Source organism: Pseudonocardia sp. KRD291 (assembly GCF_019263595.1).
Lineage (GTDB): Bacteria > Actinomycetota > Actinomycetes > Mycobacteriales > Pseudonocardiaceae > Pseudonocardia.
The window spans coordinates 1-23,853 of the sequence record NZ_JADQDD010000029.1 but is presented as its reverse complement, the minus strand read 5'-3'; the positions used below and the strand labels follow the sequence as shown (position 1 = coordinate 23,853).

Annotated in this window: 23 protein-coding genes; 14 read left to right on the top strand and 9 right to left on the bottom strand. The window is 71.4% G+C overall.

Annotation, left to right across the window (positions count from 1 at the left end; all coding sequences use genetic code 11):
• Positions 1–138: 138 nt before the first annotated feature.
• The 3 genes from lnt to I4I78_RS06905 form a co-directional block, all read right to left on the bottom strand.
• Entirely contained in the window at positions 139–1,767 is a 1,629-nt protein-coding gene (lnt, locus tag I4I78_RS06915; RefSeq protein WP_218610364.1) for an apolipoprotein N-acyltransferase, read from the bottom strand.
• 130 nt (positions 1,768–1,897) lie between these two features.
• On the bottom strand, positions 1,898–2,566 hold the full coding sequence (locus I4I78_RS06910; RefSeq protein ID WP_218610363.1) for a carbonic anhydrase: 669 nt from the start codon (positions 2,564–2,566) through the stop codon (positions 1,898–1,900).
• 345 nt (positions 2,567–2,911) lie between these two features.
• Positions 2,912–3,436, bottom strand: coding sequence for a hypothetical protein (locus I4I78_RS06905; RefSeq protein ID WP_218610362.1), 525 nt, complete (start codon positions 3,434–3,436; stop codon positions 2,912–2,914).
• A 373-nt stretch (positions 3,437–3,809) separates the two neighbouring features.
• Between I4I78_RS06905 and I4I78_RS32625 the strand changes: the two genes are divergently transcribed.
• The 4 genes from I4I78_RS32625 to I4I78_RS06885 all read left to right on the top strand — a co-directional run bounded on the left by I4I78_RS32625 (position 3,810) and on the right by I4I78_RS06885 (position 7,454).
• A complete protein-coding gene (locus tag I4I78_RS32625) occupies positions 3,810–4,529 on the top strand; it encodes a hypothetical protein (RefSeq protein ID WP_308251944.1) in 720 nt (239 codons plus the stop codon).
• Between the two features lie 455 nt (positions 4,530–4,984).
• Positions 4,985–5,635 (top strand): M23 family metallopeptidase, encoded by a 651-nt coding sequence (locus I4I78_RS06895; RefSeq protein WP_226379241.1) that lies wholly within the window; start codon positions 4,985–4,987, stop codon positions 5,633–5,635.
• Between the two features lie 865 nt (positions 5,636–6,500).
• The gene (locus I4I78_RS06890) at positions 6,501–7,037 is read left to right on the top strand and encodes a L,D-transpeptidase (protein ID WP_308251943.1); all 537 of its coding nucleotides are present in this window, start codon (positions 6,501–6,503) and stop codon (positions 7,035–7,037) included.
• Positions 7,038–7,253: 216 nt separating this feature from the next.
• On the top strand, positions 7,254–7,454 hold the full coding sequence (locus I4I78_RS06885; protein WP_218610359.1) for a hypothetical protein: 201 nt from the start codon (positions 7,254–7,256) through the stop codon (positions 7,452–7,454).
• A gap of 324 nt (positions 7,455–7,778) precedes the next feature.
• Here the strand turns inward: I4I78_RS06885 and I4I78_RS06880 are convergent, their stop codons facing one another.
• Positions 7,779–9,026 carry an IS256 family transposase gene (locus tag I4I78_RS06880; protein ID WP_218610358.1) on the bottom strand — a complete coding sequence of 416 codons (1,248 nt, stop codon included), beginning with the start codon at positions 9,024–9,026 and terminating at the stop codon, positions 7,779–7,781.
• 110 nt (positions 9,027–9,136) lie between these two features.
• Between I4I78_RS06880 and I4I78_RS06870 the strand changes: the two genes are divergently transcribed.
• Together I4I78_RS06870 and I4I78_RS06865 are read left to right on the top strand one after the other, a co-directional pair.
• Positions 9,137–10,078 carry an IS3 family transposase gene (locus I4I78_RS06870; RefSeq protein WP_308251942.1) on the top strand — a complete coding sequence of 314 codons (942 nt, stop codon included), beginning with the start codon at positions 9,137–9,139 and terminating at the stop codon, positions 10,076–10,078.
• Positions 10,041–10,631: a hypothetical protein gene (locus I4I78_RS06865; RefSeq protein WP_218610372.1), complete on the top strand. Its 591-nt coding sequence runs from the start codon at positions 10,041–10,043 to the stop codon at positions 10,629–10,631. The genes I4I78_RS06870 and I4I78_RS06865 overlap by 38 nt, the downstream gene beginning before the upstream one ends.
• Here the strand turns inward: I4I78_RS06865 and I4I78_RS06860 are convergent.
• From I4I78_RS06860 to I4I78_RS06845, 4 genes are all read right to left on the bottom strand, one after another.
• Complete coding sequence (locus tag I4I78_RS06860; RefSeq protein WP_218610355.1) at positions 10,628–11,542, bottom strand: hypothetical protein; 915 nt, start codon at positions 11,540–11,542, stop codon at positions 10,628–10,630. The genes I4I78_RS06865 and I4I78_RS06860 overlap by 4 nt on opposite strands.
• Positions 11,543–11,646: 104 nt before the next feature.
• A complete protein-coding gene (locus I4I78_RS06855; protein ID WP_218610354.1) occupies positions 11,647–13,668 on the bottom strand; it encodes a type IV secretory system conjugative DNA transfer family protein in 2,022 nt (673 codons plus the stop codon).
• Entirely contained in the window at positions 13,665–14,984 is a 1,320-nt protein-coding gene (locus I4I78_RS06850) for a DUF2637 domain-containing protein (RefSeq protein ID WP_218610353.1), read from the bottom strand. The genes I4I78_RS06855 and I4I78_RS06850 overlap by 4 nt, the downstream gene beginning before the upstream one ends.
• A complete protein-coding gene (locus tag I4I78_RS06845; RefSeq protein WP_218610352.1) occupies positions 14,971–15,336 on the bottom strand; it encodes a hypothetical protein in 366 nt (121 codons plus the stop codon). The genes I4I78_RS06850 and I4I78_RS06845 overlap by 14 nt, the downstream gene beginning before the upstream one ends.
• A 408-nt stretch (positions 15,337–15,744) precedes the next feature.
• Here I4I78_RS06845 and I4I78_RS06840 point away from each other — a divergent pair, with 408 nt between their 5' ends.
• From I4I78_RS06840 to I4I78_RS06805, 8 genes are all read left to right on the top strand, one after another.
• Complete coding sequence (locus I4I78_RS06840; RefSeq protein ID WP_218610351.1) at positions 15,745–16,065, top strand: hypothetical protein; 321 nt, start codon at positions 15,745–15,747, stop codon at positions 16,063–16,065.
• Positions 16,062–16,640, top strand: coding sequence for a DUF6879 family protein (locus I4I78_RS06835; protein ID WP_218610350.1), 579 nt, complete (start codon positions 16,062–16,064; stop codon positions 16,638–16,640). The genes I4I78_RS06840 and I4I78_RS06835 overlap by 4 nt, the downstream gene beginning before the upstream one ends.
• A gap of 13 nt (positions 16,641–16,653) precedes the next feature.
• Positions 16,654–17,514, top strand: a complete 861-nt coding sequence (locus tag I4I78_RS06830; protein ID WP_218610349.1) for a helix-turn-helix transcriptional regulator — start codon at positions 16,654–16,656, stop codon at positions 17,512–17,514.
• A gap of 561 nt (positions 17,515–18,075) precedes the next feature.
• Entirely contained in the window at positions 18,076–18,234 is a 159-nt protein-coding gene (locus tag I4I78_RS06825) for a hypothetical protein (protein ID WP_218610348.1), read from the top strand.
• A 473-nt stretch (positions 18,235–18,707) separates the two neighbouring features.
• Complete coding sequence (locus tag I4I78_RS06820; protein ID WP_226379237.1) at positions 18,708–19,760, top strand: hypothetical protein; 1,053 nt, start codon at positions 18,708–18,710, stop codon at positions 19,758–19,760.
• 190 nt (positions 19,761–19,950) lie between these two features.
• The gene (locus tag I4I78_RS06815; protein ID WP_218610346.1) at positions 19,951–20,154 is read left to right on the top strand and encodes a hypothetical protein; all 204 of its coding nucleotides are present in this window, start codon (positions 19,951–19,953) and stop codon (positions 20,152–20,154) included.
• A gap of 913 nt (positions 20,155–21,067) precedes the next feature.
• Positions 21,068–21,838, top strand: a complete 771-nt coding sequence (locus I4I78_RS06810; RefSeq protein WP_218610345.1) for a ParA family protein — start codon at positions 21,068–21,070, stop codon at positions 21,836–21,838.
• A 126-nt stretch (positions 21,839–21,964) separates the two neighbouring features.
• Positions 21,965–22,705, top strand: coding sequence for a ParB/RepB/Spo0J family partition protein (locus tag I4I78_RS06805; protein WP_226379236.1), 741 nt, complete (start codon positions 21,965–21,967; stop codon positions 22,703–22,705).
• A 130-nt stretch (positions 22,706–22,835) separates the two neighbouring features.
• Here the strand turns inward: I4I78_RS06805 and I4I78_RS06800 are convergent.
• Positions 22,836–23,853, bottom strand: a 1,018-nt coding sequence (locus I4I78_RS06800) for a tyrosine-type recombinase/integrase (protein ID WP_218610343.1), incomplete at its 5' end; no start/stop codon positions are given.

The window sequence follows — 23,853 nt, the reverse complement described above, 5'->3', positions numbered from 1 at the left end:
CGGCCGCCGTCGTCGGTGTCCGAGGCCAGCGCGCAACGACCGTATCGGGGGCAACGTCGGTCCCGGGCCGGGGCGCAGCCCAGGCCAGGCCAGGCCGTAATACAGGTCGCGGCCCGGTGGTCATCGTCGCCCTGGCCCTCATATGCCCGGGTCGCGTTGGTTGCGCCGGTGGCGCACACCGACGACTCCCGCCCCGCCGAGCGCCGCCGCCACGATTGTCGCCTCGATGAGCGGGCCGATCCGGGTGGCCTGGGTCGTGGTGGTCGACAACCGGACCCGCGCGACCAGTACGGCCGGCTCGAACTGCCCGGATCGTGCGAGCACTGCGCCGTCGGGCGCGATGACCGCGCTGACCCCGCTGGTCGCGGCCACCAACACGGCCCGGTCGTGTTCGACCGCGCGAACTCTCGACATCGCCAGCTGCTGGTAGGTCATCTCCGTCAGGCCGAACGTGGCGTTGTTGGAGGGCACGGCGAGCAGCTGGGCCCCTGCGGAGATCGTGTCCCGCACGGTGTCGTCGAAAGCGATCTCATAGCATGTCGCGACGCCGATCGGCGCCACAGTGGAGATCAGGGGCGAGGCGTCGCTGCCCGGTACGAAGTTCCCGGCACGGTCGACCAGCGGGGTGAACGTGCGAAGCAGGTCGCGCAGCGGCATCGTCTCGCCGAAGGGCTGCAGACGACGTTTCGCGTAGCTGTCGACCAGGCCCGCCCCCGGTTGCCACAACAGCGCGGTATTACGCGGCCCGGGCTCGCCGGGCACTCGGACGACGGCGCCGATGACGGTCGGGGCGCCGACCGCGTCGACGACCTCGGAGATCTCTCGGGCCACCGCCGGATCGTGGACCGGGTCGAGATCGGAGGAGTTCTCCGGCCAGATCACCAGGTCCGGGCGTGGGGTCCGGCCGGCGCGCACGTCGGCGGCCAGGCGGCGGGTCTGGTTGAGGTGGTTGTCGAGCACGGCCCGGCGTTGGGTGTTGAAGTCCAAACCGAGCCGGGGCACGTTGCCCTGCACGACCGCGACGGTCAGCTCCTCGCTGACTCCGAGCGGTCGCGGCAACGCCAGCGGGCTTGCCGTGAGGGCCAGGACCACCGCCACCCCGACTACCGCCGCCCACCCCTCGGGTGACCGCGGGCCGACCCGGAGATCAGGGTGACCGAGTTGATGCGTGGCACGTAGCCGGCGTACGACGCCGACCAGCGCCGCGGCCGTGGCCGCGCCGGTCAGGACAACCGCAAACGACAGCAGCGGAGCCCCGCCGAGCGCGGCCACGGGCAGCAGCGGCCCATCGGCCTGGCCGAACGCGGCCCGCCCCCAACCGAAGCCGCCGAAAGGCACCCGCGTGCGGGCGGCCTCACCGGCCACCCACGCCGCCGCCGTCCACAGCGCAGCACCGGGGAGCCGGGACAGCGCGGCGACGAGCGCACCGGTCGCGGCGAAGAACATGCTCTGCAACAGGACCAACGCCAGCCACGGCCCTGGCCCGACATAGGTCCCGGTCCACACGAGCAACGGAAGCAGGAAGCCCGCACCGAACACGAGACCGATCACGCCGCCGAGCCGGATCGAACAGTGGCGCAGCGCCAGGTACAGACCCGCGACGGCCAGCGGGGCGAGGAACCACAACGTCCGCGGCGGGAAGCTCCAATACAGCACGACCCCGCTGACGCCGGCCGCGGCGATTCGCCAGGCCGCCCGAGCTGCCGGGCCCGGCCGCCGCTGGTCGCGGCGGCGCTCCTGCTCCTGTATCGACGGTGTGGTCAGCATCGCGGCACCCCCGGGTTGTGCCACGGCCGTGACGGGAGCCGCCCGCAGCGGCCCCCGCCCCATCGCGCGTGCCGTCGTGGACACGGTGAGGACCGCTTCGGATGGGGCCACGCAAGCCGGGCGGGGGCTCTCACAGCGGACCGAATGTCATGGTCGTCCGGTCTGCGCAGGTCACCGAGCCGGACGGGCCGTGCAGCCAGGCGTGGAGCTCGAGTCCGCGGCTGGCCACGGCCCGCTGGACCACCGGGTAGCTCTTCACGGCATCCAGCTGGGCAAGCAGGTGTGACTGCGCCGACCGCTCCACCCAGTCGTCCGGACCGCGCCCGGCGTCGCAAGGGCGCGGGGGCGGGTGGCGGATCGGGTGCCGGGGCGTCTTGCCGCGCTCGCCGAGCGTGTCATGGGCCTGGCTCCCACCACGGCGCAGGACCACCTGGCCGTGCCTATCGCGTCCGCGGCGTTCCGCGAGCAGACCCTGAGTCCTCGTGTTCGACGACCACACTTCCAGCGCGGCGCAGGGGACATGCCCAAGGATCACGACATGTCGGACACCGCGCTGCCCCACCGCATAGTCGATGGTTGCTGACTCACCCGTGGTCCGGCCGGTGAACCACGGGACCCGGCAGCCAACAGTTCGCAGCTCGACCAGGTCTTGCGTGTTCGTCCCGGTCAACGCCGCAGGCTCGACGTCGGCGTCTAGGCACACGATGAACAGCGACGCCGGCTCGGTGGGCCCGACCCCGCAGCTCGTCGACGACGCCGACTCCACCTGACGCGGTCGGTCGTGGGCGGTGGAACGCATCGTCTCGAACCTCACCGCGGAACTCCGGACGCTCCGGGGGTTGTACCGGGGGATCTGGCGGGCCGGGTTAGGCGCCGGGCCTGGTGGAAGTGAGCTGAGCCAATCCGGCACTCGATCTGTCGTCGGATATCGGCGCGGTAGGTCTGCATGGCAGCACCCTCTAGTGGATCAAGGAGGTCCGTATTGGGACGGGACGGCCAACGCGTGCGCGTGGCTGGGTCGCGGCCACCGTCGATCTCTCGACGGCCTCGTGGGAGGGGCTCTCAGGCGGCGACGGCACGGGACCGTGGTCCGTGGAGGTGCTGCGGTGGAACTCCCCGGCTGCGGCCGGTCAACTCCGGTTGATCAGCTCCGACTGATGCAGTGCAGCAGGCAGACCTCTGCGCCACGAGGGGCGGCGATACGGCCAGCGGCCGCCAGCTCGGCGATCGCGTCGCTGCCCGGCAGGGGCTGGTAGGCGAGCAGCCCGCCGAGCCCGGCGGGCTGCGGGCATTCGTCGCCGAGACCCACCGGCCGCGACGAGTCCGCAACGCTCGAATCGTGCGGGGGCGCGTGGTGCCAGACCGGGCAGGTCGGGCCACCATCGTCGCCCGGATCGGTGTCGATCACTCGTCCGCCACCGGCGGCCGGCACAGGGAAACGTGCCGAGCGGCCTACGGATGTCGTCTCGTCCGACCCCGGTGCTGTGCCCACCGGTGCTGTGCTGGTGGGCACGGCCGCCGAATCTGACGCGGTGATCGCAGGTAGAGCGCGGACCGGCACCGTGAGAGCAGTCTGGGCCAACGCCGACGACGACATGGCCGTGTGGCAGACAACCGCTATGACCAGCAACAACAAGCCGGCCAGCGCGCGCTGCACCACTCTCGTCACCGGTCCACCTCACCGTCACCGCGCCCGAGCGCCCACACGACGGAAGCGCCCAACCGGCGCAGATTACCCATCGCCGGAGACGTATCTGACCGCCCGGTCCCTCACAGAACCGTCGTCTCTGCCGAACAACAGGACAAATGCGCCATTCGCCGCCGCTTGGGCGCCGGTTACCGCATCGTCACTCGATGGCACCCTCATCGTGATCAGCGTGCTTCGTACCGTGGCCAGGCACCACCCGATCAGACCGAGCGTGCGGCACTGCTCCCCCGACGCGCCGCCCTCGTCCCTGGAAAGGTCCTCTGTGGCACGGCATCGCTCCCCAGCCTGCCGACGCTCCGCCGGCTCGCCGGCGCGTCACCGACGCGTCGCGGGTGTGCTCTTCATCGGCGGAACTGTCGTTGTCGGGCACATCGTCACCGACCCCAACGGCCCGCACGGAGAGGCCGCGCTCAACGTCGCCTTCACCGCCGACCTCGACACCGCGACTCCGGCAATCACCCCGGTCGAGCCGGCCACACTGCCGGACGCGCCAGGCAAGCTCACGGCCGCCTTCGACCCGGGGCCCACCGACGCCGCCGCCGCGGAGATCCTGCGACAGACCGACGGACAAGCGATTGCGCGGCAAGCGCTGCAGAAGGCGACCGGCCTCGCCGGAGAGCGCGCCGCGACAGCGAAACAGGACGCCGAGCGCGCGGCGGCCCGCGCACGGACCGAGCAACGCGACGAGCCCGAGCAGACCGCGCAAGACAGCAGCCAGTGCGCTGAACGTCGCTCCGGTTTCGGGGCGGTCAGCCCCGAGGTGGGCGAGGTCGGCGAGGACCTGCGCTGCAGGTTCGACATCTCCACCGTCTACGGCGTCGCCGGCCGTTCCAACGCCTCCGACCACCCGAAAGGCCGCGCCCTCGACTTCATGGCCGACCGGTCCTCCGGTGACGCGCTCGCCGACTACGCCACCCAGAACCTGCAACGCCTGGGTATCAGCTACGTGATCTACCGCCAGCGCATCAACTTCGGCGAGGGATGGGAGACGATGGAAGATCGCGGCGGGGTCACCGCCAACCACATGGACCACGTCCACATGTCCTTCGAATGACCCCCACCCGCCGGATAGGCGTACCCGCCCGGACCCTGGCCGGTACGCCTACCGAGAGCGCGCCGCCCCGCGCCGCGCCTCTTGACCAGCATCGACCCGGGCGTCTCCCGACACGCGACCCGCGACGAGGCACGCGACGAGGCCGGGCAACGCCGCGGTCTCACGCGCCGTACAGCCTCACCAGCCAGGGCGATTCGTCCCCGCCGCCTGTCTCGGCCGACATCATCGCCGCCCACGCCCTGGCACCCCACCCGCCGCGCCGCGACAAGCCCTCGGAGCGGAGCGGGTCCCACCGCCGGGCCGTCGCGTCGTCGCCATCGAATCGGGCCCACTCCGAGCCGCTGGTACGCGGTCCCGATCGGCAGCGACGCCTCACCCGTCACCTCGGCGCGCTGGCCGCCGGTGCCGCGGCCGCCGGCGGCGGCGCGTTGATGCCGAGCCTGACGACTGTGACCATGGCCGAGGGAGCAACCCAGGGGTGGGCACCCATCGCGATGTCGACCGCCCTCGAACGACACGACCAACCCGAGACGCGCCCTCAACCGGCGGCGGCCGGGCTCACGCCCACTCCGTTGGGAACCGAGACCCACGGTATTCCTGAACTCGAATCCCTGGCCAAGGCCGACCGGCTGGCCGACAAGATCGCCGCAGTGGCCCTAACGCGGACACGGGCACTGGCGGGCGGCGCGCCGGAGGCCGCGCTCAGCGACAGCGGAGACGTGTTCGTCACGCCGACGGTCGGGACCGTTACCTCTGCTGCCGGCCCACGATGGGGCGCTACGCACTACGGCCTCGACATCGCCAACGACGTCGGCACCCCGATCTTCGCCGTCGGCGATGGCGAGGTCATCGACGCCGGACCCGCCTCCGGCTTCGGGCTGTGGGTACGGATCCGCCATCCGGACGGCTCCATCAGCATCTACGGCCACATCAACCGCAGCCTGGTCCAGAAGGGCCAGAGCGTCCGAGCGGGAGACCGCATCGCCCTGATGGGCAACCGTGGTCAATCGACCGGCCCGCACCTGCATCTCGAGATCCGCGACGAGAGCGGGAACAAGCGCGACCCGCAAGCCTGGTTGCGCACGCGGGGACTCACCGTCCGTTGACGAAGCGGCCTCCTCGCCACACGCCGGCGTCGCGCGACGGCCGGGAACCATCTACCGTTCCTGCCGGGTTTCCCTGCGGCAACGCGGTGTGCAGAAGCGTCGGGCCACCGGCCACGCTGGCCGGTCCGCATCCCTTGTCCCGCATCGCGAATCGAGCACCGAGATGATTCCCACCGTGCTGGCAGCGCCGCCGTCGAGCGGAGGAGCCACGAATGTGGCGCTCTGGCCGCTCCTGCTGACCGTCGCCATCATCGCCGCACTCGCTGGGCTCGTGCTCTGGGCTCAGCTCACCGACCCCGCTCGTCGCCGCGCGCCTCGGCCACCCAAGTCCGGCGACTCCCAGTCAGCACCGGTGGCGGCAACCGACACCGCGCCGACTCGCGAGCCAGGCACGGGGCCGGCCGGGCATCACGAGCCCGGCGGCGGCCCAGGCACCGCCTCGTCGTCCGCGCCACCGGAGGACCCCGGAGCCGAGCCGACACGGACAGAGTAGGGCGTCCGGTGACACCGCTGTCCCCTTTGAGACCGACTGGCTATGGCTCACTGAAGCAAGCGAGCGCCTTGGCTCGCTACCGTCCTACCCGGCGCGAACTGCCTCTCCTCGGGGTGATGTGGGTGCCTCGCTGAGCCGCGCGTCTCAGTCCGGTCATCGGGTGAGCCGATGCGGACCCCACGGAGGCGAACGGTGAACTGGCACCACTCGTCGCGGGTCAAGCTCCACTCGTCGAGCGCCCCCGAGAACGGACAAACCCTCCGTACTCGCAGGCGTCTACCGCTACGGACAATAAGTACTGCGCTCGCTGGCGGGCGCAGTCGAGTTGTGATGAGGAGCGTTCGTCTGATGGTTTCGCGAGGCCGGGCCGCGGTGTCGGTGATCGCCGGTGTAGTCATCCTGGCCGGTATCGCCCTGGCGAGTCCGGCACTGGCCGGCGCGGATCCGGAGACGAGTCCGATCGCGAAGCAGGCGCACGCCGAGCCGGTCGCACCCGGAACCCCCTGTTCGGCAACGGCTCGGGCCTGTGTGGATCTCGAGTCGCAGCGGGCTTGGCTGATCCGGGACGGCAAGGTCGCACGGGGCCCGGTCCCGATCGCTTCCGGTGGCAACGGGCAGGAAACTCCCCTGGGGCACTCGTTCCGCGTCTACCGTAAGAACAAGGACCACGTCAGCGGAGAGTTCAACGGTCCGGACGGACGTCCCGCACCGATGCCATGGGCGGTGTTCTTCGCCGACGGAGGCGTCGCGTTCCACGGAGGAGACCGGGCGCGCTCCTCGGCCGGCTGCGTCAAGCTCGACACGAACGAGGCCGAAGCGTTCTTCAACGACCTCGCTGAAAACGACAAGGTTCAGGTGGTCAACGCTGCTCAAGAGGGTGCGGCGCGCAATGGCGGTCCTACTCGCTAATTCGGCGCCTAAGGCGAGCGCCCGGTGGGTCCTGTTCGCCCGCTCGGAGCGGTCCAGGGGTTGAGGAACATCTCTACAGGATCCGGCGCTAAGCGAGCGTGCCCGAGAGGACGCTCCAGTAGTTCCACCGGCCCTCAGCGTGGGACGACAGGGACAACCGGCAGGGCTCCTCGTCGCCGGGGTCAGCGTCGAGGGACTCCGCGGTAAGGTGCGGGTATGTCGCAGCCGGAGGTCCGCCGCCAGCTCAATCAGCAGCGCGGCGACATCGACGGGCTCTACGAGATCGCCGAGCGGCTCGAAAGCAAGGTCGACTCCGGCTTCGATGAGCTGCGCGGCGAGGTCACTGCTGTTCGAGCGGAGCTGGGCGCCGTGAGCACTCAGCTCGACGCTGTCCTTGAGCTACTTCGCCAGAGGTAGGCCCGACGCAGCCCAATCCGGCAAGCGTTGTTCGTGAGACGCCCTTGGCGCCGGTCACCTTGCCTATATGATCTCGCGTCGCGAGTCGGGTTACCCCCCGTGACCCGACTCGGAGGTTCGTTCCTGGCGAGCACGGACCGGGCCGCGACGGGAGGCCGTCCGTAACTCGGCGTCCTCGGCGGTTCTTCCCCGCCCGGCTCGACATCCCTCACAGACGAGCTTGCTGGCCGCCCCTCATCTGGTCGAGACGATCGAGGTGGCGGTAGATCGTGGGGTCAAGCCCGCTGACGTGGTGTGTGACGGCTGCGTGATCTTCGCTGCTGGTCAGGCGCTGAGCGCCGGGATGGCGGCCACCTCCTCGGCGGGACTGGAGCTGTCGGGAACGGCGCTGATGCGGGCTCGGGCGAGGACCTCGAGACCGAGGTAGCGCCGTCCTTCAGCCCATTCGTCGTGCTGCTCGGCCAAGACCGCGCCGACGAGGCGGATCAGGGCGTCGCGGTCGGGGAAGATTCCGACCACGTCGGTGCGGCGGCGGATCTCCCGGTTGAGCCGCTCGGAGGGATTGTTCGACCAGATCTGGCGCCAGATCTCGCGCGGGAAGCCGGTGAACGCCAGGACATCGGCGCGGGCAGCGTCGAGGTGCTCGGCGACCTTCGGGAGCTTGTCGACCACGGCGTCGAGCACCCGGTCGAACTGGGCGTGGACCGAGGCGGCGTCGGGCTGGTCGTAGACCGAGTGCAACAGTGCCCGCACCCACGGCCAGGACGCCTTCGGGGTCGCGGCCATCAGGTTCGCCGCGTAGTGCGTGCGGCAGCGCTGCCAGGCCGCGCCGGGCAGGGTCGCCCCGATCGCCGCGACCAGGCCGTTGTGAGCATCCGAGGTGACCAGCCGGACCCCGGACAGACCGCGGGCGCTCAGGTCGCGGAAGAACCCGAGCCAGCCGGCGCCGTCCTCGGCCGAGGTGACCTGCAGGCCGAGGATCTCCCGGTGCCCGTCACCGTTGACGCCAGTGGCCAGCAGCGCGTGCACGTTGACCACCCGTCCGCCCTCACGGACCTTGAGCACGAGCGCGTCGGCGGCGACGAACGTGTACGGGCCCTGGTCGAGCGGCCGGGCACGGAACTCGGCGACGTGGGAGTCGAGTTCGGCCGCCATCACCGATACCTGGGACTTCGACAACCTGGTGATCCCGAGCGACTCGACGAGCTTCTCCATCCGGCGCGTGGAGACCCCGAGCAAGTAACAGGTCGCGACCACCGTGGTCAGGGCGCGTTCGGCGCGGCGGCGCCGCTCAAGGAGCCAGTCCGGGAAGTAGGAGCCGCCCCGCAGCTTCGGGATTGCCACGTCCAAGGTGCCGGCGCGGGTGTCGAAGTCGCGGTGCCGATAGCCGTTGCGGGTGTTCGTGCGGGCCTCGGAGCGTTCGCCGTACTCGGCGCCGCACACGGCGTCGGCCTCAGCGGACATGAGCGTGTCGATGAACGTGGTCAACATCTGTCGCAGCAGGTCCGGACTCGCCTGGGACAGCTGCTCGTGCAGAAACTGGGTGGGGTCGATACTGGAGGGTGCGGTCATCGCGTGTCGTCCTTCGAGAAGCACTGTGAGAGGTCTTCAAGAAGATCACGCGATGGCCGCCCTACACCTCGACGCCACGCCCGTCACCGGGCCGGTCGCACACCACCTTGGTGGACGCCACTGATCGTGGGGCGGGTGACGCCGAATTCGGCGGCGATCTCGGCGACTGTGAGCTGGCCTGCTTCGTACATCTCCTGGGCCAGCCGAGCCTGTCGCGGACCGAGCTTGGGCTTCTGCCCCCCGCGCCCAACGGCCACGGCGGGCACCCCGATTCCTGCCGGGCACGGCACAACGCGGTCGAGATGCTGATGGCCCGCAACGACATTCGCGGTGTCACCGGACGTCCACGATGGAAGCGTCCGCGCCCGGACCTGATCGCGAAGGACCTGGTGGACCGAGACTTCGCCCGCTCGGGGCCGAACCAGTTGTGGGCCACTGACATCGAGCACCCGACCCGTGAGGGCACGGTGTACTGCGCCGTCGTCTTGGATGTGTACTCGCGGCGGGTCGTCGGGTGGTCGATCGACGCCTCGCCGACCGCAGGGCTAGTCACGAACGCGCTCGGGATGGCGATCGAGTCTCGCACCCCGCCGCCCGGGACGGTGATCCACTCCGACCGCGGGACCCAGCAGGGCGGATCATGGGCCTTCACCGACCGGGCCAAGGCCTCCGGGCTGGTGCCGTCGATGGGCAGCATCGCGGACTGCTTCGACAATGCCGTGATCGAGTCGTTCTGGTCGCGGATGCAGGTCGAGGTGCTCGACCGGCGACGGTGGAAGACACGGATCGAGCTGGCGAACGCGATCTTTGAATACCTCGAGATCTGGCACAACCGGCGCCGTCGGCACAGCGCACTGGGTTGGCTCTCGCCGCTAGAGTTCGAGACACAAGATCGTCGTGGCCTAAAGATTCCAACCACGCGACTCCGCTGGCTCCGGGGCACCTCAGAGCCTCCATCAATCCCGGGGCGGTTCAACCGACGACGGGCGGGTCGGAGCGCTCGACGGGCGCGGCATCGCCACCATCAACTCCGGGCTCGCCGCAGTTTATGACCGGGCGCTCGAGCAGTTGCTCACCGAAGCCCTCGGCGTGCGGTTCTGCGTCGACGACCACGGGCGACGCCAGATCGCAGGCGTCGGGGCCGACCTGCAGGCGCGGGCTTCACGACGCCGACGCCAGCTCCGTCACCAGGCGCCGGGAGAGGCGCAACCGGGTCTAAAACCCTACGGCGCCGGCGACGAGACCACCGAGTGCCCAGACCCCGAGAACCGGGACGCGGCGCTGCAAGGTTGGATTCGCGAGCACCACAACGATCTCGGGCAGGCCCTGGCTGCGGTGCACGCCGCGGCAGCCAGCGACGACGCGCAGCCCTCGCCGCCCAGTGCCGAACCCGGCTGGATAGAGGCGGCGGTGGCCACCGCGCTGGCGCACGGCCCGTCGCCAGCCGGGGTGCGCCGGGACCTCACTCTCGGGCAGCGGATCGAGATCGCCGAGACCGCCCTCGGCCCGGCCGGAGACCTCGGTGTCCCCGCCGCACGACGCCCCTACCTGGTCGAGCAGGCCGTGGCGGCTGTAGCCGGGTCCGCCGTGGAGCGGAGCTACTAACTGTCGTTGATGCCCTCGCCGATGTCGGCGAGGCGGGCGTCGAGGAAGTACTCGCGCCAGTCGTCAGGGGTGCTCGGCGGCGGTGGTGTAGCCGCGTCGAGAGACGCAGGGCGACTCGGCGCGCCGGGAGCGAACAGCTCGTCATCGTCGTTGCGCCGGGGTGGGAAGCGCTCGGGGAGGTAGCGGGGCCGGTCCGGGCCGCGCTCGTTCGTCAGCTGCGGCGCCATGCGTCCTTCGCGTGCGGCGTCTTCCAGGGCGATCTCGTGCTGGCGGCGTTCGTGTTCGGTGCGGCGGTGCCGGCCGGGCGCGCACTCGCGGGGGTCGATCGTCATGGCAATGTTGGTGATCGCGGCGGGGAGCCAGCGGGTGTGCCATTCGGCGACGATCTCGGGGCGGACGCCGGTGGCGGTGGTGGCGATGTGCAGGGTCCGCAGCCACGCGAGCTCGCGGACCGCGCGAGGGTGGACGGGCCAGCAGTCGGGCAGCTCTACCCGGGTGAGGCGGTACTCGGGGTTGAGGACCTCTGCGACCCAGCCGCCGAGGGCGTCCCAGGCGACGTGCTTGTCCTGGCGAGAGAGCTGCGACCACCGGGTCGCCGGTGTGAGTTCCAGGGCGGGGTCGTCGCCGTTGTCTGTTCCGGGAGTCTCGAGGGCGCTGGCGAGCGCGGCAACGCTGGTGTCGAGGTCGTCGACGCGGGGAGACAGCCGCGAGACCTCGTGGATGAGGTCGACGACCTGTTGGGCGACGCGGCCGACCTGGTCGGAGGTCTGTTGCCCGTCGCGTCTGACCTCGCCGATCAGCTCGCCGAGCCGGCGACGCCACACCCGCTCCTCGCGGCTCCCCGCAGTGCCGTTGCCGGTGTTGTTGCCGTCGGCGTCGGCCGGGTCGGCGGGACCGTCGCTGGTGCTCACGTACGTGCTCTCCCCTGTTGGACGAGATGTGGTGCTCGGATGGTGCAGCGTGCCGACGCGGTGGGCGTCGGCACGCTACCGAGAACGAGCGGGGCGATCGCCGGTCAGGCCGCGGCGGGCGCCTGTGGACTGTCGGGCTGCTGCCCCGGTGGTGGTGCGGGCCGGTTGGTCGACATCGGTTGGATCGTCGCCGTGACCGGTGGGGGCAGCAGGTCGCGGCGCTTCCAGACCGGCGTGATCCGGACAATGGTGGCCGGGGTCTCGCGGTAGATCAGCAGGGCATGCCACTGCGGCAGGACCCGGAGCCGGTCGGGCGGGCACACCGGGACCCGTTCGTAGCGCTCGGTGCCGTCGGGCTGGGTGACGCGTTCCTGGCGTCGCCCGCACAGCGAGGAGATTGCGTCGAGGTCGTCGTCGAGGGTCGTGCCGCCGTAGAGGACCTTGGCGTTGGTGCTGTTCCAGATCGTGTCCGCGCCGTCGTTGCCCCACCGCCCGGCCAGCTGCGACCAGGACTGCACGGTCCACTCGATATGGATCCCGCGGCCGCCCGCGTCCGGTGCCCACCGGTCGAGCGGGACCGGGCTGATCAGAGCGGCCTCGTCGAGGAACATCCCCAGTGGCGGGTCGAGGCGGCGCCGGGTCCGGGTGGCTGCGGCCTGTTTGGCGGACTCGAACACGTAGCCGGTGAACGCGGCCAGCAGCGGCCCGATCGAGGCTCCCTCGCGTTCGGAGCCCACCAGGAAGATCGTCGGCCACACGGCGTCCTCGTCCGGCACCGGGGCGGTCAGGAAATGGTGCGCGTCGAATCCCGGGCGGTCGGTGCTCGGGGTGACCAGGGCGGCGATGTCGGGGTCGGTCATGAACTGCACCGCCCGGCTCAACGTGAGGAAGATCGAGTCGACGGTCTTGCGTGCGTCGCTGGCCAGTACCTGGCGCAGTGACTCCGCGGATCCCCACGGCACGCGGCCGGCCGGGGCGCGGCGCAGCAGGTCCAGGGCCTCCCCGGCGCCGCCCTGGCCGGGCTTGGCGAGCGGGTTGAAGATCCAGTGCGCCACGGTGGTCATGTCCCGGCCGTAGACGTCTGCGGCGATCAGCAGCGAGCGCAGCACGGCGGTGGCCCACTCGTCCCAGCGGTCGTCGCCCTTGTCGCTGCTCCCGGCTGTCGCGCCGACGAGGTGCCCGGCACGGAGCTGGGCCGTCATCGGGTCCGCGCAGCCGCGGACCGGGTTCCACCACACCGTCGATCCCAGCCCGCCGAGATTCTCCGGGTTGAACAGGTACACCGGGCCGCGGCGAGCCCGCCCGCCCGCGCACAGGTCGAACAGCTCGGTCTTGGTCGAGGTCACCACGGCCGGCCCGCAGTGATCGAGCACGTGATGGCCCAGCAGGGCGGTCTTGCCGGTCTGCGGTGGCGCCACCAGCCCGACGACGTCTTTCTTGCCGGCGTAGCAGTCGGTTCCGCGGACCGGGCCGACCGTCGAGCGGCCCAGCCACGTCCCGCACTCGCCCACCGGGAGCCGGGCCACCATGGCGGGCACCGGCTTGCTGCGGGCGCCGTCGGGCAGTTCCCGGGTCACGCGCGGCGCCAGGCTCGGGCGGGTCTCGACCGCGCTGCGGCGCACCGCGGCCGCGGACAGGGAGCGGTGCAGCTCCCACCAGCTCGCCCAGCCGTCGAGCCCGTAGCGGGTACGAACCCGACCACGCACAGTGTGCCCGTAGAGAGCCCGGGCGAACGGGACGGCCGCGACCGCCCCACCTGCCACACCGAGGAACAGGCCCAGCGCCCAGAACACATCGAGCGCCGCGGCGATCACCGGGTTGTCCGTCACCGCCGGCCCGACCAGCACGCAGACGGTCACACCGAGCGCGAGCAGGGCCCACGCGCAGATCTGGACCCTCGCGCGGCGTACGGCGCCGGAGAGCGCGATGGTGAGCTGCGCCCACCCCGGGGAAGCGACAGCCGCCCGGACGCTCGGCCACAGCGCCTCCCACCAGGCCGTACCGAGCCCCGATGAGATCGCGCCCAGCAGCCGACGGCGAGTGCGCGAGGCCACCGAGAGCGTCTCTCCGGGTGCTGGGGTGAGGTCGTTGCTCGGCGTGACGGTGTGCAGTTCTGTGCGCGTCATGCCCCTACCCCCAGCTCGGCCGGCGCGGCGACAAGCGCCAGCGGCTTGGGCTGTTGCGCGGCCGCGCCCGAGCCGGGGCCATCGGGTGGCTCCGGGTCGCGCCCGGACTCGCTGAGCAGGGTCTGGGCCCTGGCCAGGAGACGGCGACCGGTGCGGGAGGACACCGCATACATCGCCCCGGCCTGTTCCCCGGTGACCGGGCACCCGGCCACCACCAGCTCCGCCAGCTCCTCAACCCGCGCGTCCCCGGAACCGCTCGGCTCGGCGCCGGACTCAGCCGCCTCGTCGTCCCCGCCGGTGTCGGGGAGCTCGCGAGGCGGGCATCGGTCCCCACCGCAGCGCTCCCCCGTCCCCGGGCGCGAGCCGTCGTCTTCGACGCCGCCTGTGTCCGGAGCGGATCCCTGATCGCCCTGCCCATCCGAGGGCACGACACCGTGTCCCGAGCTTGCGGCGCCTGCCCCCGGAGCTGCGCCCGCTGTTCGGCGGGCGGCGCGCATCCCGGCGCGGCCGCGGCGGCGCGCGATCGCGTCCGCGCCCAGCTCGACGCCGAACCGGTCGCGCCAGGCCTGCCCCCAGGCCTCGCCGGCGTCAGCACCGGGACCCAGCTCGACTCGACGGGACCACGCCGCCCAGGACAGCAGCGGGTAGCGCAGTAGCCGGGCGAGCCCGATCAGTAGGCCCCGCGGGCGCCGGGTGCGGTCGGCGGAGGCGCGGGCGCGGCGCTGGTGCCCGACGAGCAGTTCGACGAGTGCGAACCCGACGAGGCTTGCGAGGGCGTAGGCGACGCCGACCTGCAGGCCGCCGGGTCCGGTCGCGCCGTGCCAGAGGTTGAGCGAGGCCGCGACCGCGGCCAGTAGCCACACCCCCGCGGTGAGCCGGCCTGCCGGTTCCCCCGCTGAGACGGCCTGGTGCCGGCGCCAGGCCAGCAGCCAGGCTGCGCCTTCGAGCATCGCGGGCAGCAGCACCGACATCGAGCCGAGCTGCATCTGGGTGCGGGCGAACTCCAGCTGTCCGCGGGTCGCGATCAGGGTCGGCGCCACACAGGCCACGAACCCGGCCACCGACGGCAGCTCCCCGAGCACAGCGCGGACGCCGGCACGCACCGCGGCCCGGCGCCGGGCCGCCGCGGCCGCGCGCTGTTCGGAGCGGTCGGCGGCGAGCTGGGCGCGTGCCCGCTCGGATCGCTGCGCGGTCTTCGCACGCGTCGCCTCGGCGACGGCGCGGGCCTGCTCGGCCTCGGCCGCGGCGCGGATCCGCTCGGCGCGCCCGTCCCGCCACGGGGCTGGGGTAGCGGCCGTCTGGTCAGGCTGCGACATCGGGGATCACCGCCTCGCGGATGGCGAGCCGGTTGGTGCGTGCGGTCAGGTCGTGCAGCCAGGGGGCCAGGGCGCGACGCTGGACGTGGCTGTCGGCCGAGATCAGCTCCGGCAACGGGGTCAGCTCCACCGCGCACCCGGGGCAGGGCCTGCCGGGCGGCTCGGTCAGCGCGGCCGGAGCGATGAGCTCGCCACAGAGCGTCTGGTAGCGGCCACCGGGGTGTCCGCCGCCGATCGCCTCGTCGGTGACCTCGTGCTCGACGCCGTCGCCGGCGGCGGTCACCGGGATCGACCGCGCATGTACCGAGAGCCGCGCACCGCGGCGCCCGGCGCCGTGCTGGCGGCGCCTCACGCCGGGACTCCGGACAGCGCAGGGTGGCCACCGGCTCTGGTCGGGGTGCGCGGCGTGGACGCGGCGGCGAAGCGGGTGCCGCGGCTGGGCTGGGCCCGTCGGTGACCGCGCGGGACGCGGTGCGACGGGCGCGAGAGACTGCGCATGGATCGTTCTCCTGGCTTGAGCGCTCGGGGTTGCGGTCCGTCCAGGTCCTGGCCGGTGGTGACACACCGGCCAGGACCGCCGAAGGTTTCGATACCTATAAGGTAACGAATATTCCGAATATTCGCAATCATGCTAGGGTGAGCGCCGCATGGATCGGGGGCACAGGTGCCGCCATCTGTGCCTTTGCTGTTCCCGTGAGATGGGGTCCCTGCGTAGCCTCGAGGTGTATCTGGAATATTCGTGGCGCTCAGGGGAGGCGGAATGAAGGTTCAGGTCATCGCAGTGTCAGCGTCGTGTGAGGGCGGGAACTGCCCGACGACGTATGTGACCGACCGGGGCAGCGTGCTGGTGCAGGGCGACCGCACCGCGAGAGGACGGAGGTTCGCCGAAGTGACTCAGCAGCTGCTGCTGGATCACGCGGCGCGACTCGGTGCCTTGCGCTGGGCCGGGCCGGTCACGCCGACCTCGGCCGGCACCGTGCTCGTCGAAGGCGACGTCGTCGACGACGTTGAAGCCCTCCAGAGCATCGGACTCCCCTCGCACGAGACCCTCGTTGAGATCCAGGGGAAGGTGATCGCATGACCGAGCTGACCCTCGGGGACATGTACTCCCGGTTCACCCGCTACGCCTGGCGCTACGAGGGACGCGACGTCTACGCCGTCGGTGGTGAAGAGGACCGGATCGCGACCTTCCTGCGCGGCGAAGCGCTGCGGCGTAAAACTCGCGAGAACAACGGCTGGATCGCCACCGTCGAAGACGTGCGCGCCCGCGGCGCGGCGATCGGCCGCGTCCGGGTCGTGGGACGTCCGGTCACCGACTACACCCGGTTCGAGTTCGCCGCCTACCCCGACAACGTCGCGGCCGGGGAGGACGTGCAGGCGATCGCCCGCGAGGCGCTCGACCCGGCTTGGGCGGGCGTGCCCGACTTCTGGCTCTTCGACGACACCACAGTGTTCGTGCAGCACTTCGACCAGGACGGGCAGTTCCTCGGCGCGGAGCAGGCCCACGACGTCGCCCCGTTCGTGGCGATCCGCCATCTGCTGCTCGGACAGACCGTCGCGGCGGGCGCGTTCGACCTGAGCAACTTCCCCCGCCAGCGCACCGCCGCTGTCGGCCCTCCCCCACCGCTCAACCTCCCGGCCACGGCCCGGGGCTAGAACGGAGCACTGATTGAGCAGGGCATCGCAGAAGGAACTGGGTGAGCGCCTCCGGGCCTGCCGCAAAGCGGCCGGCCTGACCGGCACCCAGCTCGGTGACCTGCTCGGCGTCTCCCAGTCCAGGATCAGCAAGGTCGAGAACGGGACCGGCCAGGCACGAGCCGACAAGGAACTCATCTCGGCCTGGCTGGACCGCACCGACGCCGACGAGACCACCCGACACGACGTCACAACCCTGCTCGAAGCCACCTCGGAGATCACCGACTGGACGAAGCTGCACTCCCGAGGCTGGCACCAACACCAGCTCAGCTACGGCGAACTTGAGCGCAGCGCCCGCGGGATCAAAGTCTTCCAGAACGCGATGATCCCAGGGCTCTTCCAGACCGCCGGGTACACCTCCTACCTGCTCAGCACCGTTCTCGGGCTCTCTGCCGAGGATGTCGGGCAGGCCGTGACCGCCCGCCTGCAACGCAAGAGCGTTCTGTACGAGCCGGGCACTCGCATCCGCGTCGTCCTCACCGAAGCCGTGCTGCGGCACCGCCTCGGCGGGCCGGCCGTGATGAGCGAACAGCTCCACCACCTCAGCGAGCTCTCCCGGCTCCCCACCGTCGAGCTCGGGATCATCCCCATCGACACCGCCATGCCGTCGCGCTACGGAGCGAGCTTCGACCTGTTCGAGAACCTCGACGGGGCCGACGACTCCACCGTCGTCGTCGAGCTCGAAGCGAGCGAGTACCGGGAGGACGATCCGGACCGCGTCGCGGCTTACCGGCGGCGCCACACGCTGTACTGGGACTCGACAAGCAACGGCGAAGAGGCACGATCCCTCATCGGACAGATCGCAGACGCGATGACCGCAGAGATCTTTCGCTAGCGTTCCGCCAGGCGGCGGTGCTCGGCGCCGCCGGAAATGGCTCGGAGGCGGCGACTGTCGAGGAGTGCTCACGCAAACCGACCGTCCTGAGATGCCCACAGAGCATGGGAAACGGCGCGAGGCCTACACGCGGCCGTGGGTGCCTACGACGAGGCCGCCGTTATCGGGTGTAAGACGACGGAGCCAGCTTCGACCTCTTCGAGGATCTCGAGGACTACTGCCGGCCTGGGGGCAGGTTGGTTCACGCTGAGGAGTGATGCGCGGACGGCGTGTCGGCTTCCGTCCTTTCAGAAAATCGGCCATGATCTCGCCATGGCGAAGCGGACAGCCGCACGGCGAATCGGGCGCCCCTCCAAGGGCCCCCGAGTCGCCATCGGCACCCGGATCCCGGAATCGCACGGGAAGCAGCTGCGCACCGTCGCCTCCGATCGCGGCTGGTACCACTCGGAGACAGCTGCGGCGCTGATCAGCGTCGGCCTCCGACACCTGCATGAGGCCACCGCTCCGGCCCCAGGGACCGACGCACTGATGATCCGTGTGCCCCAGACCGACGGTCAGAGAGTGCGTGACATCGCCGCTGACCTCGACTGGTCCTACTCCGACACGGCGGCCGCGTTGATCGCGGTTGGCCTGCGCCACCTCGACGAGCTCCCAACGAAGAGCTCGCCGACGTCGTCGAACCCCGCCCAACAGGAGCTGCCGCTGACTCGGGCCTCATAACGAGAACGAGACGACCCCTGGCCGGGGGTCGCCTCGTTTCGATCTCGCGTCACTCGGACCTGCACCCGATGTGACGTCGGTGCTCCGGCGAACCGGAGCGAAATCCCCAACCTGTCAAGAAGGGGCGCTTTCGCGTGTCCAGGATACATCCTGGGCCGGATCCAGCGCGACCACGACACGGGGCTACCCCGTCATGCCCGGACACCGGTCCGGGAACTGGGTGGTGCCTGCCCTGCTATGAGCAGGGCGCGTTCACGCTCGCATCCGGCCCCGACAACAACCGCTGCGTCATGCACGGTGCACTGCTCCACCACGAGCAGCCGGACCCGTGCGGCTACGGCATCCGCGCCACGGCAGGCGCGCGGCGCACTCCGCGCGGCCGCGCGGCGCGCGGCACCGAGCGCGGTGGCCCCACCACGGGCCCGGGCCGTACGCCGCGACCCCGGGCGCGGCAACGGGCCACTGACCGCGCGATGGCGCGCGGCCTGCAGCGGGCCCGCCGGCGCCTCAACGACGGCGGATTCGCGCCACACCCGGGCTGGCGGCACTTCATCGAGGCCGGCTACCGAGTCCTGACCTCGCAGCCCGAGGCCCTGGCCGACATCGCCCGGCGCGTCGACGACGAGGAGTGGCGCACCGACAAGCGCCACAGCTGGGCGCTGATCCTGCGCCGGCTGGTTCTGCACATGGACTGGAGCACCGGCCTGATCACCGGCCTGACAGCCGAGCGGCTCGGCGCCGCCGGCGACCGTGCACCGCGCACCGTGTCCCGCGTCCTGGCCTGGGCCCGTGACGCCGGGCTGGTGGTCGTCGTCGAAGCCGGCGCGACCGCGGAGTTCCTCGGCGCCGACACCAACCGGACACCCACCTACGCCCTGGTTACCGACACTCCCCTCCCCCAGCAGCCGGAGACGAACTCAGGCCCCCCGCAGTCGCCTGTGGATGAAAGTGGCGACCTCCCCACTTCTAACGTGAGTAGTAAGCCCTTGTCGGGCGGCAGACGGCCTCAGCCCACCAACCCACAGCGGTGGCCATCCCACGTCGTCCCCGGCAATCCTGGCGAGAGAAACGCAGCCACCTTCACGTTCATCTCACGCCTCGGCCTAGACGGCCGACAAGCCAGCGAGATCGAGATTTGGCGAGCCCGGGCCATCCTGAAACCCTGGTGGGAGGCTGGCGCCTGCATCGCAGGCATCCTGCACGCCATCGACCACCACCCCGACCGGCCCGAGGTCAACCGCGGCGACGCCTGCCGGGGCGCCGAGGACCCGCTGCGGGTACTGGCCTACCGACTACGCCCCTGGCGTAACCGGCTCAACGAGCTCCCCCGCGCCGCCGTCGGGCACCGCGTTCTCCCCGTTCAGGGTTCCGCGGTGGTTACAGAGCGCTCCCGGGCAGCACTGGAGCCAGTGCATCCGGCAGATCACCGTGCGGCGCGGGCCGCCGCGCGCGCCGCGCTGGCCGCGCACCTCGACGAGCTCCGCGAACGCCGGCGATCCCCGCAACCGAGTCGAGGTGAGCGGTGAGCACCGGGCGACGTCACTGCGAGATGCTCTCGTGGCCGCGAACGGGCGGCACTGGCAGCGGTGGGCGGAGCCCCGCCCCTGCATTCGGCCGCCGCACAGGCCCGTCGGCGGAGTCCGGAACAGGACCGAGCTCTTCTCCGCGCTGTATCGTGTGGTCGACGAGCCACCAGCAGCAGTGACGGAGGACAGCATGGCCGACGCCCGCACTCGCTCGGTCCCGCTGGGCGTTCCCACCCTCGTCGGGTTTGCCGGCTTGGCCGGCATGCTCGGCCTCGGAGGCGAGGCGTGGCAGCTCGCCGTGTCCGGGCTCCTCGCGGCACTCCTCACCGCGATCGACATCGCCCGCACGTGGTCGGCAGTCAGAGGCCGGACCGGAGCGCCGGAGCTGTCCTGAGCACAGCAGCAGGGGCGACGCTCCTGGTCCTTACCCCGAGCGCCTCGAGGCCTGCCGCGACTTCTACGCCGGCATCGGCCGGCACCTCGTTCGGAAGCAGCACGGCACCGGCCCCGTCCATTACGCCGCCGAGCTCGCGGACGGGCCGGTGCTGGAGCTCTACCCCGGCCCGCCCGAGCACACGACCGGCAGGCTGCGACTCGGCCTCACCGTCCCGGCAACCGAGCGACTCATCGCCGGCGATCACCGGCCGACCGACCCCGACGGCCGCGTCGTCACCGCCCACGCGATCGAGCCCGAAGCGCCACACCGGACCCGCTGACGCCGCCGTCCCCCGTCGGGGTAGGCCTGATCCAGGCTCGCCGATGACGTCGGCGGCCACGAAGAAGGACTGCAGCCACCCGCACAGCGACCGAACAAACGTTCGATCACGGTGTCTTCGACACAGGGTCAGCCCCGGGGGTCGCTGCAACGAGAACGAGGCGGCCCCTGGCCGGGGGCCGCCTCGTTTACAGCTCGCGTCGTCCGGCCCTGCAACCGGTCCGACGTTGCCCCGGCCGAAGCCGGAGCGAATCCCCAACCTGTCAGAAGGGGCGCTTTCGCATCACCACCATACCGCGCATCGACTTGGCGACACGACGTCGACATCGCGACACGCGCAGATCGCCGCGAAGTTTCGGTCTGCGCCGCTCACCGCGGGCCGCCAGTCCTGGTCGCCGCGCGCTCCGGGAGGCGGGTGGTAACGGCGTTAACACCCGCCGGCCCCTGGGCCTTTCGGCTGTGAGCGCGAGCGACCCGGAACGGGTCGCTGCCGGGCCGGAGCGCCTCCCTGTCGACGCCGACCGCTCTGGCAGCATGTACGGCGATCCGAAGTACCGCCCGCCGGGTGGGAAGCAGACGGAGGGACAACTCCATGGCGCGCGTCCATGTCATCGCCAATCAGAAGGGCGGGGTCGGCAAGACCACCGTCACCGTGAACCTCGCGGCCGTGGTCGCCGACACCCTCGGGGGGACTGCGGACCACTCCCCCGTCCTCGGGGTCTCCACCGACCCGCAGGCCTCGATGCTGGAGTGGGCGCAGCGGGTCGGCGACGCACTACCGTTCGACTTCGAGCAGTGCCACGACAACCCGGCCCTGCTGGGCAAGCTCCGCGAGATCCAGCAGTACTCGCACATCTTCGTCGACACCCCGGGCAGCCTCGAGGACGAGTCGATCCTGCAGACCGTGCTGACCCAGGCCGACGACGTCATCGTCCCCCTGGAACCGGAGCCGATGGCCTTCTCCCCCGCCACCCGCTCCATCCAGCGCGTCATCGACCCCTCCGGGGTGCCGTGGCGGGTCCTGCTCAACAACTGGGACCCCCGCGACGGCGAGAGCGACCTCAACCAGACCCGCGACTACGTCCGAGCGCGCGGCTGGCCGTCGTTTCACACCGTGATCCGGCACTACAAGCTCCACACCCGCGCCTCCGCCGAGGGGGTCACGGTCGTGCAGTACAGCAAGAACCGAACCGCGGTCGAGGCCCGCCAGGACTTCCTCAAGCTGGCCCTCGAGGTCCTCGGCACCGGCGGCGCACCGCGGCACGCCGGCCCCGATAACGGCCTCAGCAATAGCGACGGCCCTAGAGACTGCTCTGACAGCGGCGACGGCGATAACGGCGTTATCGCCTCCGGGAAGGGCTGAGCCGTGGGTAAGCGCGTGAACCTCGTCGATCTCGCCCGTGAGGAGGTCCCCGACAGCTACTCCCCTCCCCCGCGTCAGCCCGCCGGCTCCTCCGCCGCCGTCGATGTCTCGTCGGGTCCGGACACCATGGCGCTGGCGGTGTCGCAGGTCGCGGCTAACCCGCTGAACCGGCGCAGCGACCGTGACAGCAGCGGTGAGGACTTCGACCAGCTCGTCGACACCATCCGCACCCACGGCGTGCTGCAGCCCATCGTGGTCTGCTCCACCGCCGCGTTCCTGGATCGTTACCCCAAGGAGCGGGGTGGCCTGCACGGCGCGCGGTGGGTGTCGCTGATCGGCAACCGGCGCCTGCAGGCGGCTGCGGCCGCCGGACTCGAGCAGGTGCCGGCGCTGGTCAACGACGACCGGGTCGCCTCGATGTATGAGGTGATGCTGGTCGAGAACAGCCACCGCCGCGACCTCGGCCCGCTGCACGAGGCGGTGGCGATGCAGCAGGTGCTGACCGAGTCGGGGATCTCGCAGCGCCAGCTCGCATCCCGGATCGGGCGTAGTCAGCCCTACATCACCCAGCGGATGGCGCTGCTTGGCCTGATTCCAGAGCTGCGCGACGCCCTGGACGAAGGGTTGCTGAAGGTGGAGCAGGGCCGCGAGATCGGCGGGCTGCCCGAGACCGAGCAGCGGGCGATCGCTGCGGCCGGGTCGCCCTACCGTCGCAAGTCGAGGCCGACCGATAACGGCGTTAACACTCGGCGCACCATCACCGCCTCGAGCCCGGCGAAGGCCGCGGAGTCGATCCGCCGCCTGTTCGGCGCCGACGAGCTCGCCGAGCTCGTACGCCTGCTTTCCGAGGACGCCCCCGAGGGATGACGTCATCCGCGTCCCGGTTGTGGTCGCTGCTCGATCCCGGTGCGGGGTGATAACGGCGTTATCACCCCGCACCGCTGTCTGAAGCCTCGGATGCGTGGGCCCTGAGCCGGTTCGGGTCGGGGAGTGCCGGTCAGAGGCCAAGGCGCCGGGTGGGGTTGTCCGACCACACGGTGCCCTCGTCGATGTAGCCGCGCATTGCCGAGCTCGACCGCCACCGCCCGTGCCGCATCAGCGCCACCTCCGACGCCCCGCTCGCGTAGGCCGTCGTGGCGAACCCGCGCCGCAGCGAGTGCCCCGCCCAGTGCCCCGGCAAGCCTGCCGCGTCCGCGCGCGCGGCGACGATCCGCGCCACCGACCGGTCCGACAGCGGAGTCTCCCCGAGGCGCCCCCACCGGTCCACCGCCACGAACGCGCCTGCGGCGGGCAGATGGCGCGACGGGGCTCCGTGACCGGGTAGCCGGGGCGCGGACCCGTTGGATGCTGCGGCGGCACGGGCAGCGGGGGAGGGGGACCGATGCTCGAGCCATGCTCGCCAGGCCCGCACCGGACAGGTCGCGGGATCGGAGCCGTAAGACAGGCCCCGGGTGTGCCCGACCGCCCCCGGATCGGTCTTTGACGCCGCAATGAAAATTCGGAGGCCGTCGGAGTCGAGGGCGACGTCGGCGAGGGTGAGCGCGACGAGCTCGCTGCGCCGCAGTGCGCCGGCGAACCCGATCAGCAGCAGCGCCCGGTCCCGGGCGTCGCGGGGACTCCTCGGGTCGAGCGGGATCATCATCGCCCGCAGGTCGTCCGGGGACACCGCGGCAACCCGGGCGGGCCGAGTGCGGTGGGTGCGCCGGATCCCGGCCAGCACGGTGCGGACCTGCTCGTCGCGGGTGGGGGAGCGGTGCCCGGCCAGGTCGTGGGCGACCGCGATCGCCGAGCACCACCGCGCCAGCGTGGCCGGCCGCCGCGCGCCGGCGTGCGCGGCGAGATAGCGGGCGAGGGTCACCGGCGCCGCCGGCAACGCCGACTCCTGGGGCTCCTGGGCGGCGCACCAGGCCGCGAACCGGGCGTGATCCGAGCGGTAGGCCCGCCACGTGTTCACCGCCCGCGCCGCTGCCGCGTAGTCGGAGACCGCGGCAGCGAGCGCCGCAGCCGCCGGGACC

Excerpts from the sequence above, each read along its gene's own strand:
- lnt (WP_218610364.1), bottom strand. The coding sequence starts at position 1,767 with ATGCTGACCACACCGTCGATACAGGAGCAGGAGCGCCGCCGCGACCAG.
- I4I78_RS06910 (WP_218610363.1), bottom strand. The coding sequence starts at position 2,566 with ATGCGTTCCACCGCCCACGACCGACCGCGTCAGGTGGAGTCGGCGTCG.
- I4I78_RS06895 (WP_226379241.1), top strand. The coding sequence starts at position 4,985 with ATGGCCGAGGGAGCAACCCAGGGGTGGGCACCCATCGCGATGTCGACC.
- I4I78_RS06885 (WP_218610359.1), top strand. The coding sequence starts at position 7,254 with ATGTCGCAGCCGGAGGTCCGCCGCCAGCTCAATCAGCAGCGCGGCGAC.
- I4I78_RS06880 (WP_218610358.1), bottom strand. The coding sequence starts at position 9,026 with ATGACCGCACCCTCCAGTATCGACCCCACCCAGTTTCTGCACGAGCAG.
- I4I78_RS06855 (WP_218610354.1), bottom strand. The coding sequence starts at position 13,668 with ATGACGCGCACAGAACTGCACACCGTCACGCCGAGCAACGACCTCACC.
- I4I78_RS06850 (WP_218610353.1), bottom strand. The coding sequence starts at position 14,984 with ATGTCGCAGCCTGACCAGACGGCCGCTACCCCAGCCCCGTGGCGGGAC.
- I4I78_RS06840 (WP_218610351.1), top strand. The coding sequence starts at position 15,745 with ATGAAGGTTCAGGTCATCGCAGTGTCAGCGTCGTGTGAGGGCGGGAAC.
- I4I78_RS06835 (WP_218610350.1), top strand. The coding sequence starts at position 16,062 with ATGACCGAGCTGACCCTCGGGGACATGTACTCCCGGTTCACCCGCTAC.
- I4I78_RS06820 (WP_226379237.1), top strand. The coding sequence starts at position 18,708 with ATGGCGCGCGGCCTGCAGCGGGCCCGCCGGCGCCTCAACGACGGCGGA.
- I4I78_RS06815 (WP_218610346.1), top strand. The coding sequence starts at position 19,951 with ATGGCCGACGCCCGCACTCGCTCGGTCCCGCTGGGCGTTCCCACCCTC.
- I4I78_RS06810 (WP_218610345.1), top strand. The coding sequence starts at position 21,068 with ATGGCGCGCGTCCATGTCATCGCCAATCAGAAGGGCGGGGTCGGCAAG.
- I4I78_RS06805 (WP_226379236.1), top strand. The coding sequence starts at position 21,965 with ATGGCGCTGGCGGTGTCGCAGGTCGCGGCTAACCCGCTGAACCGGCGC.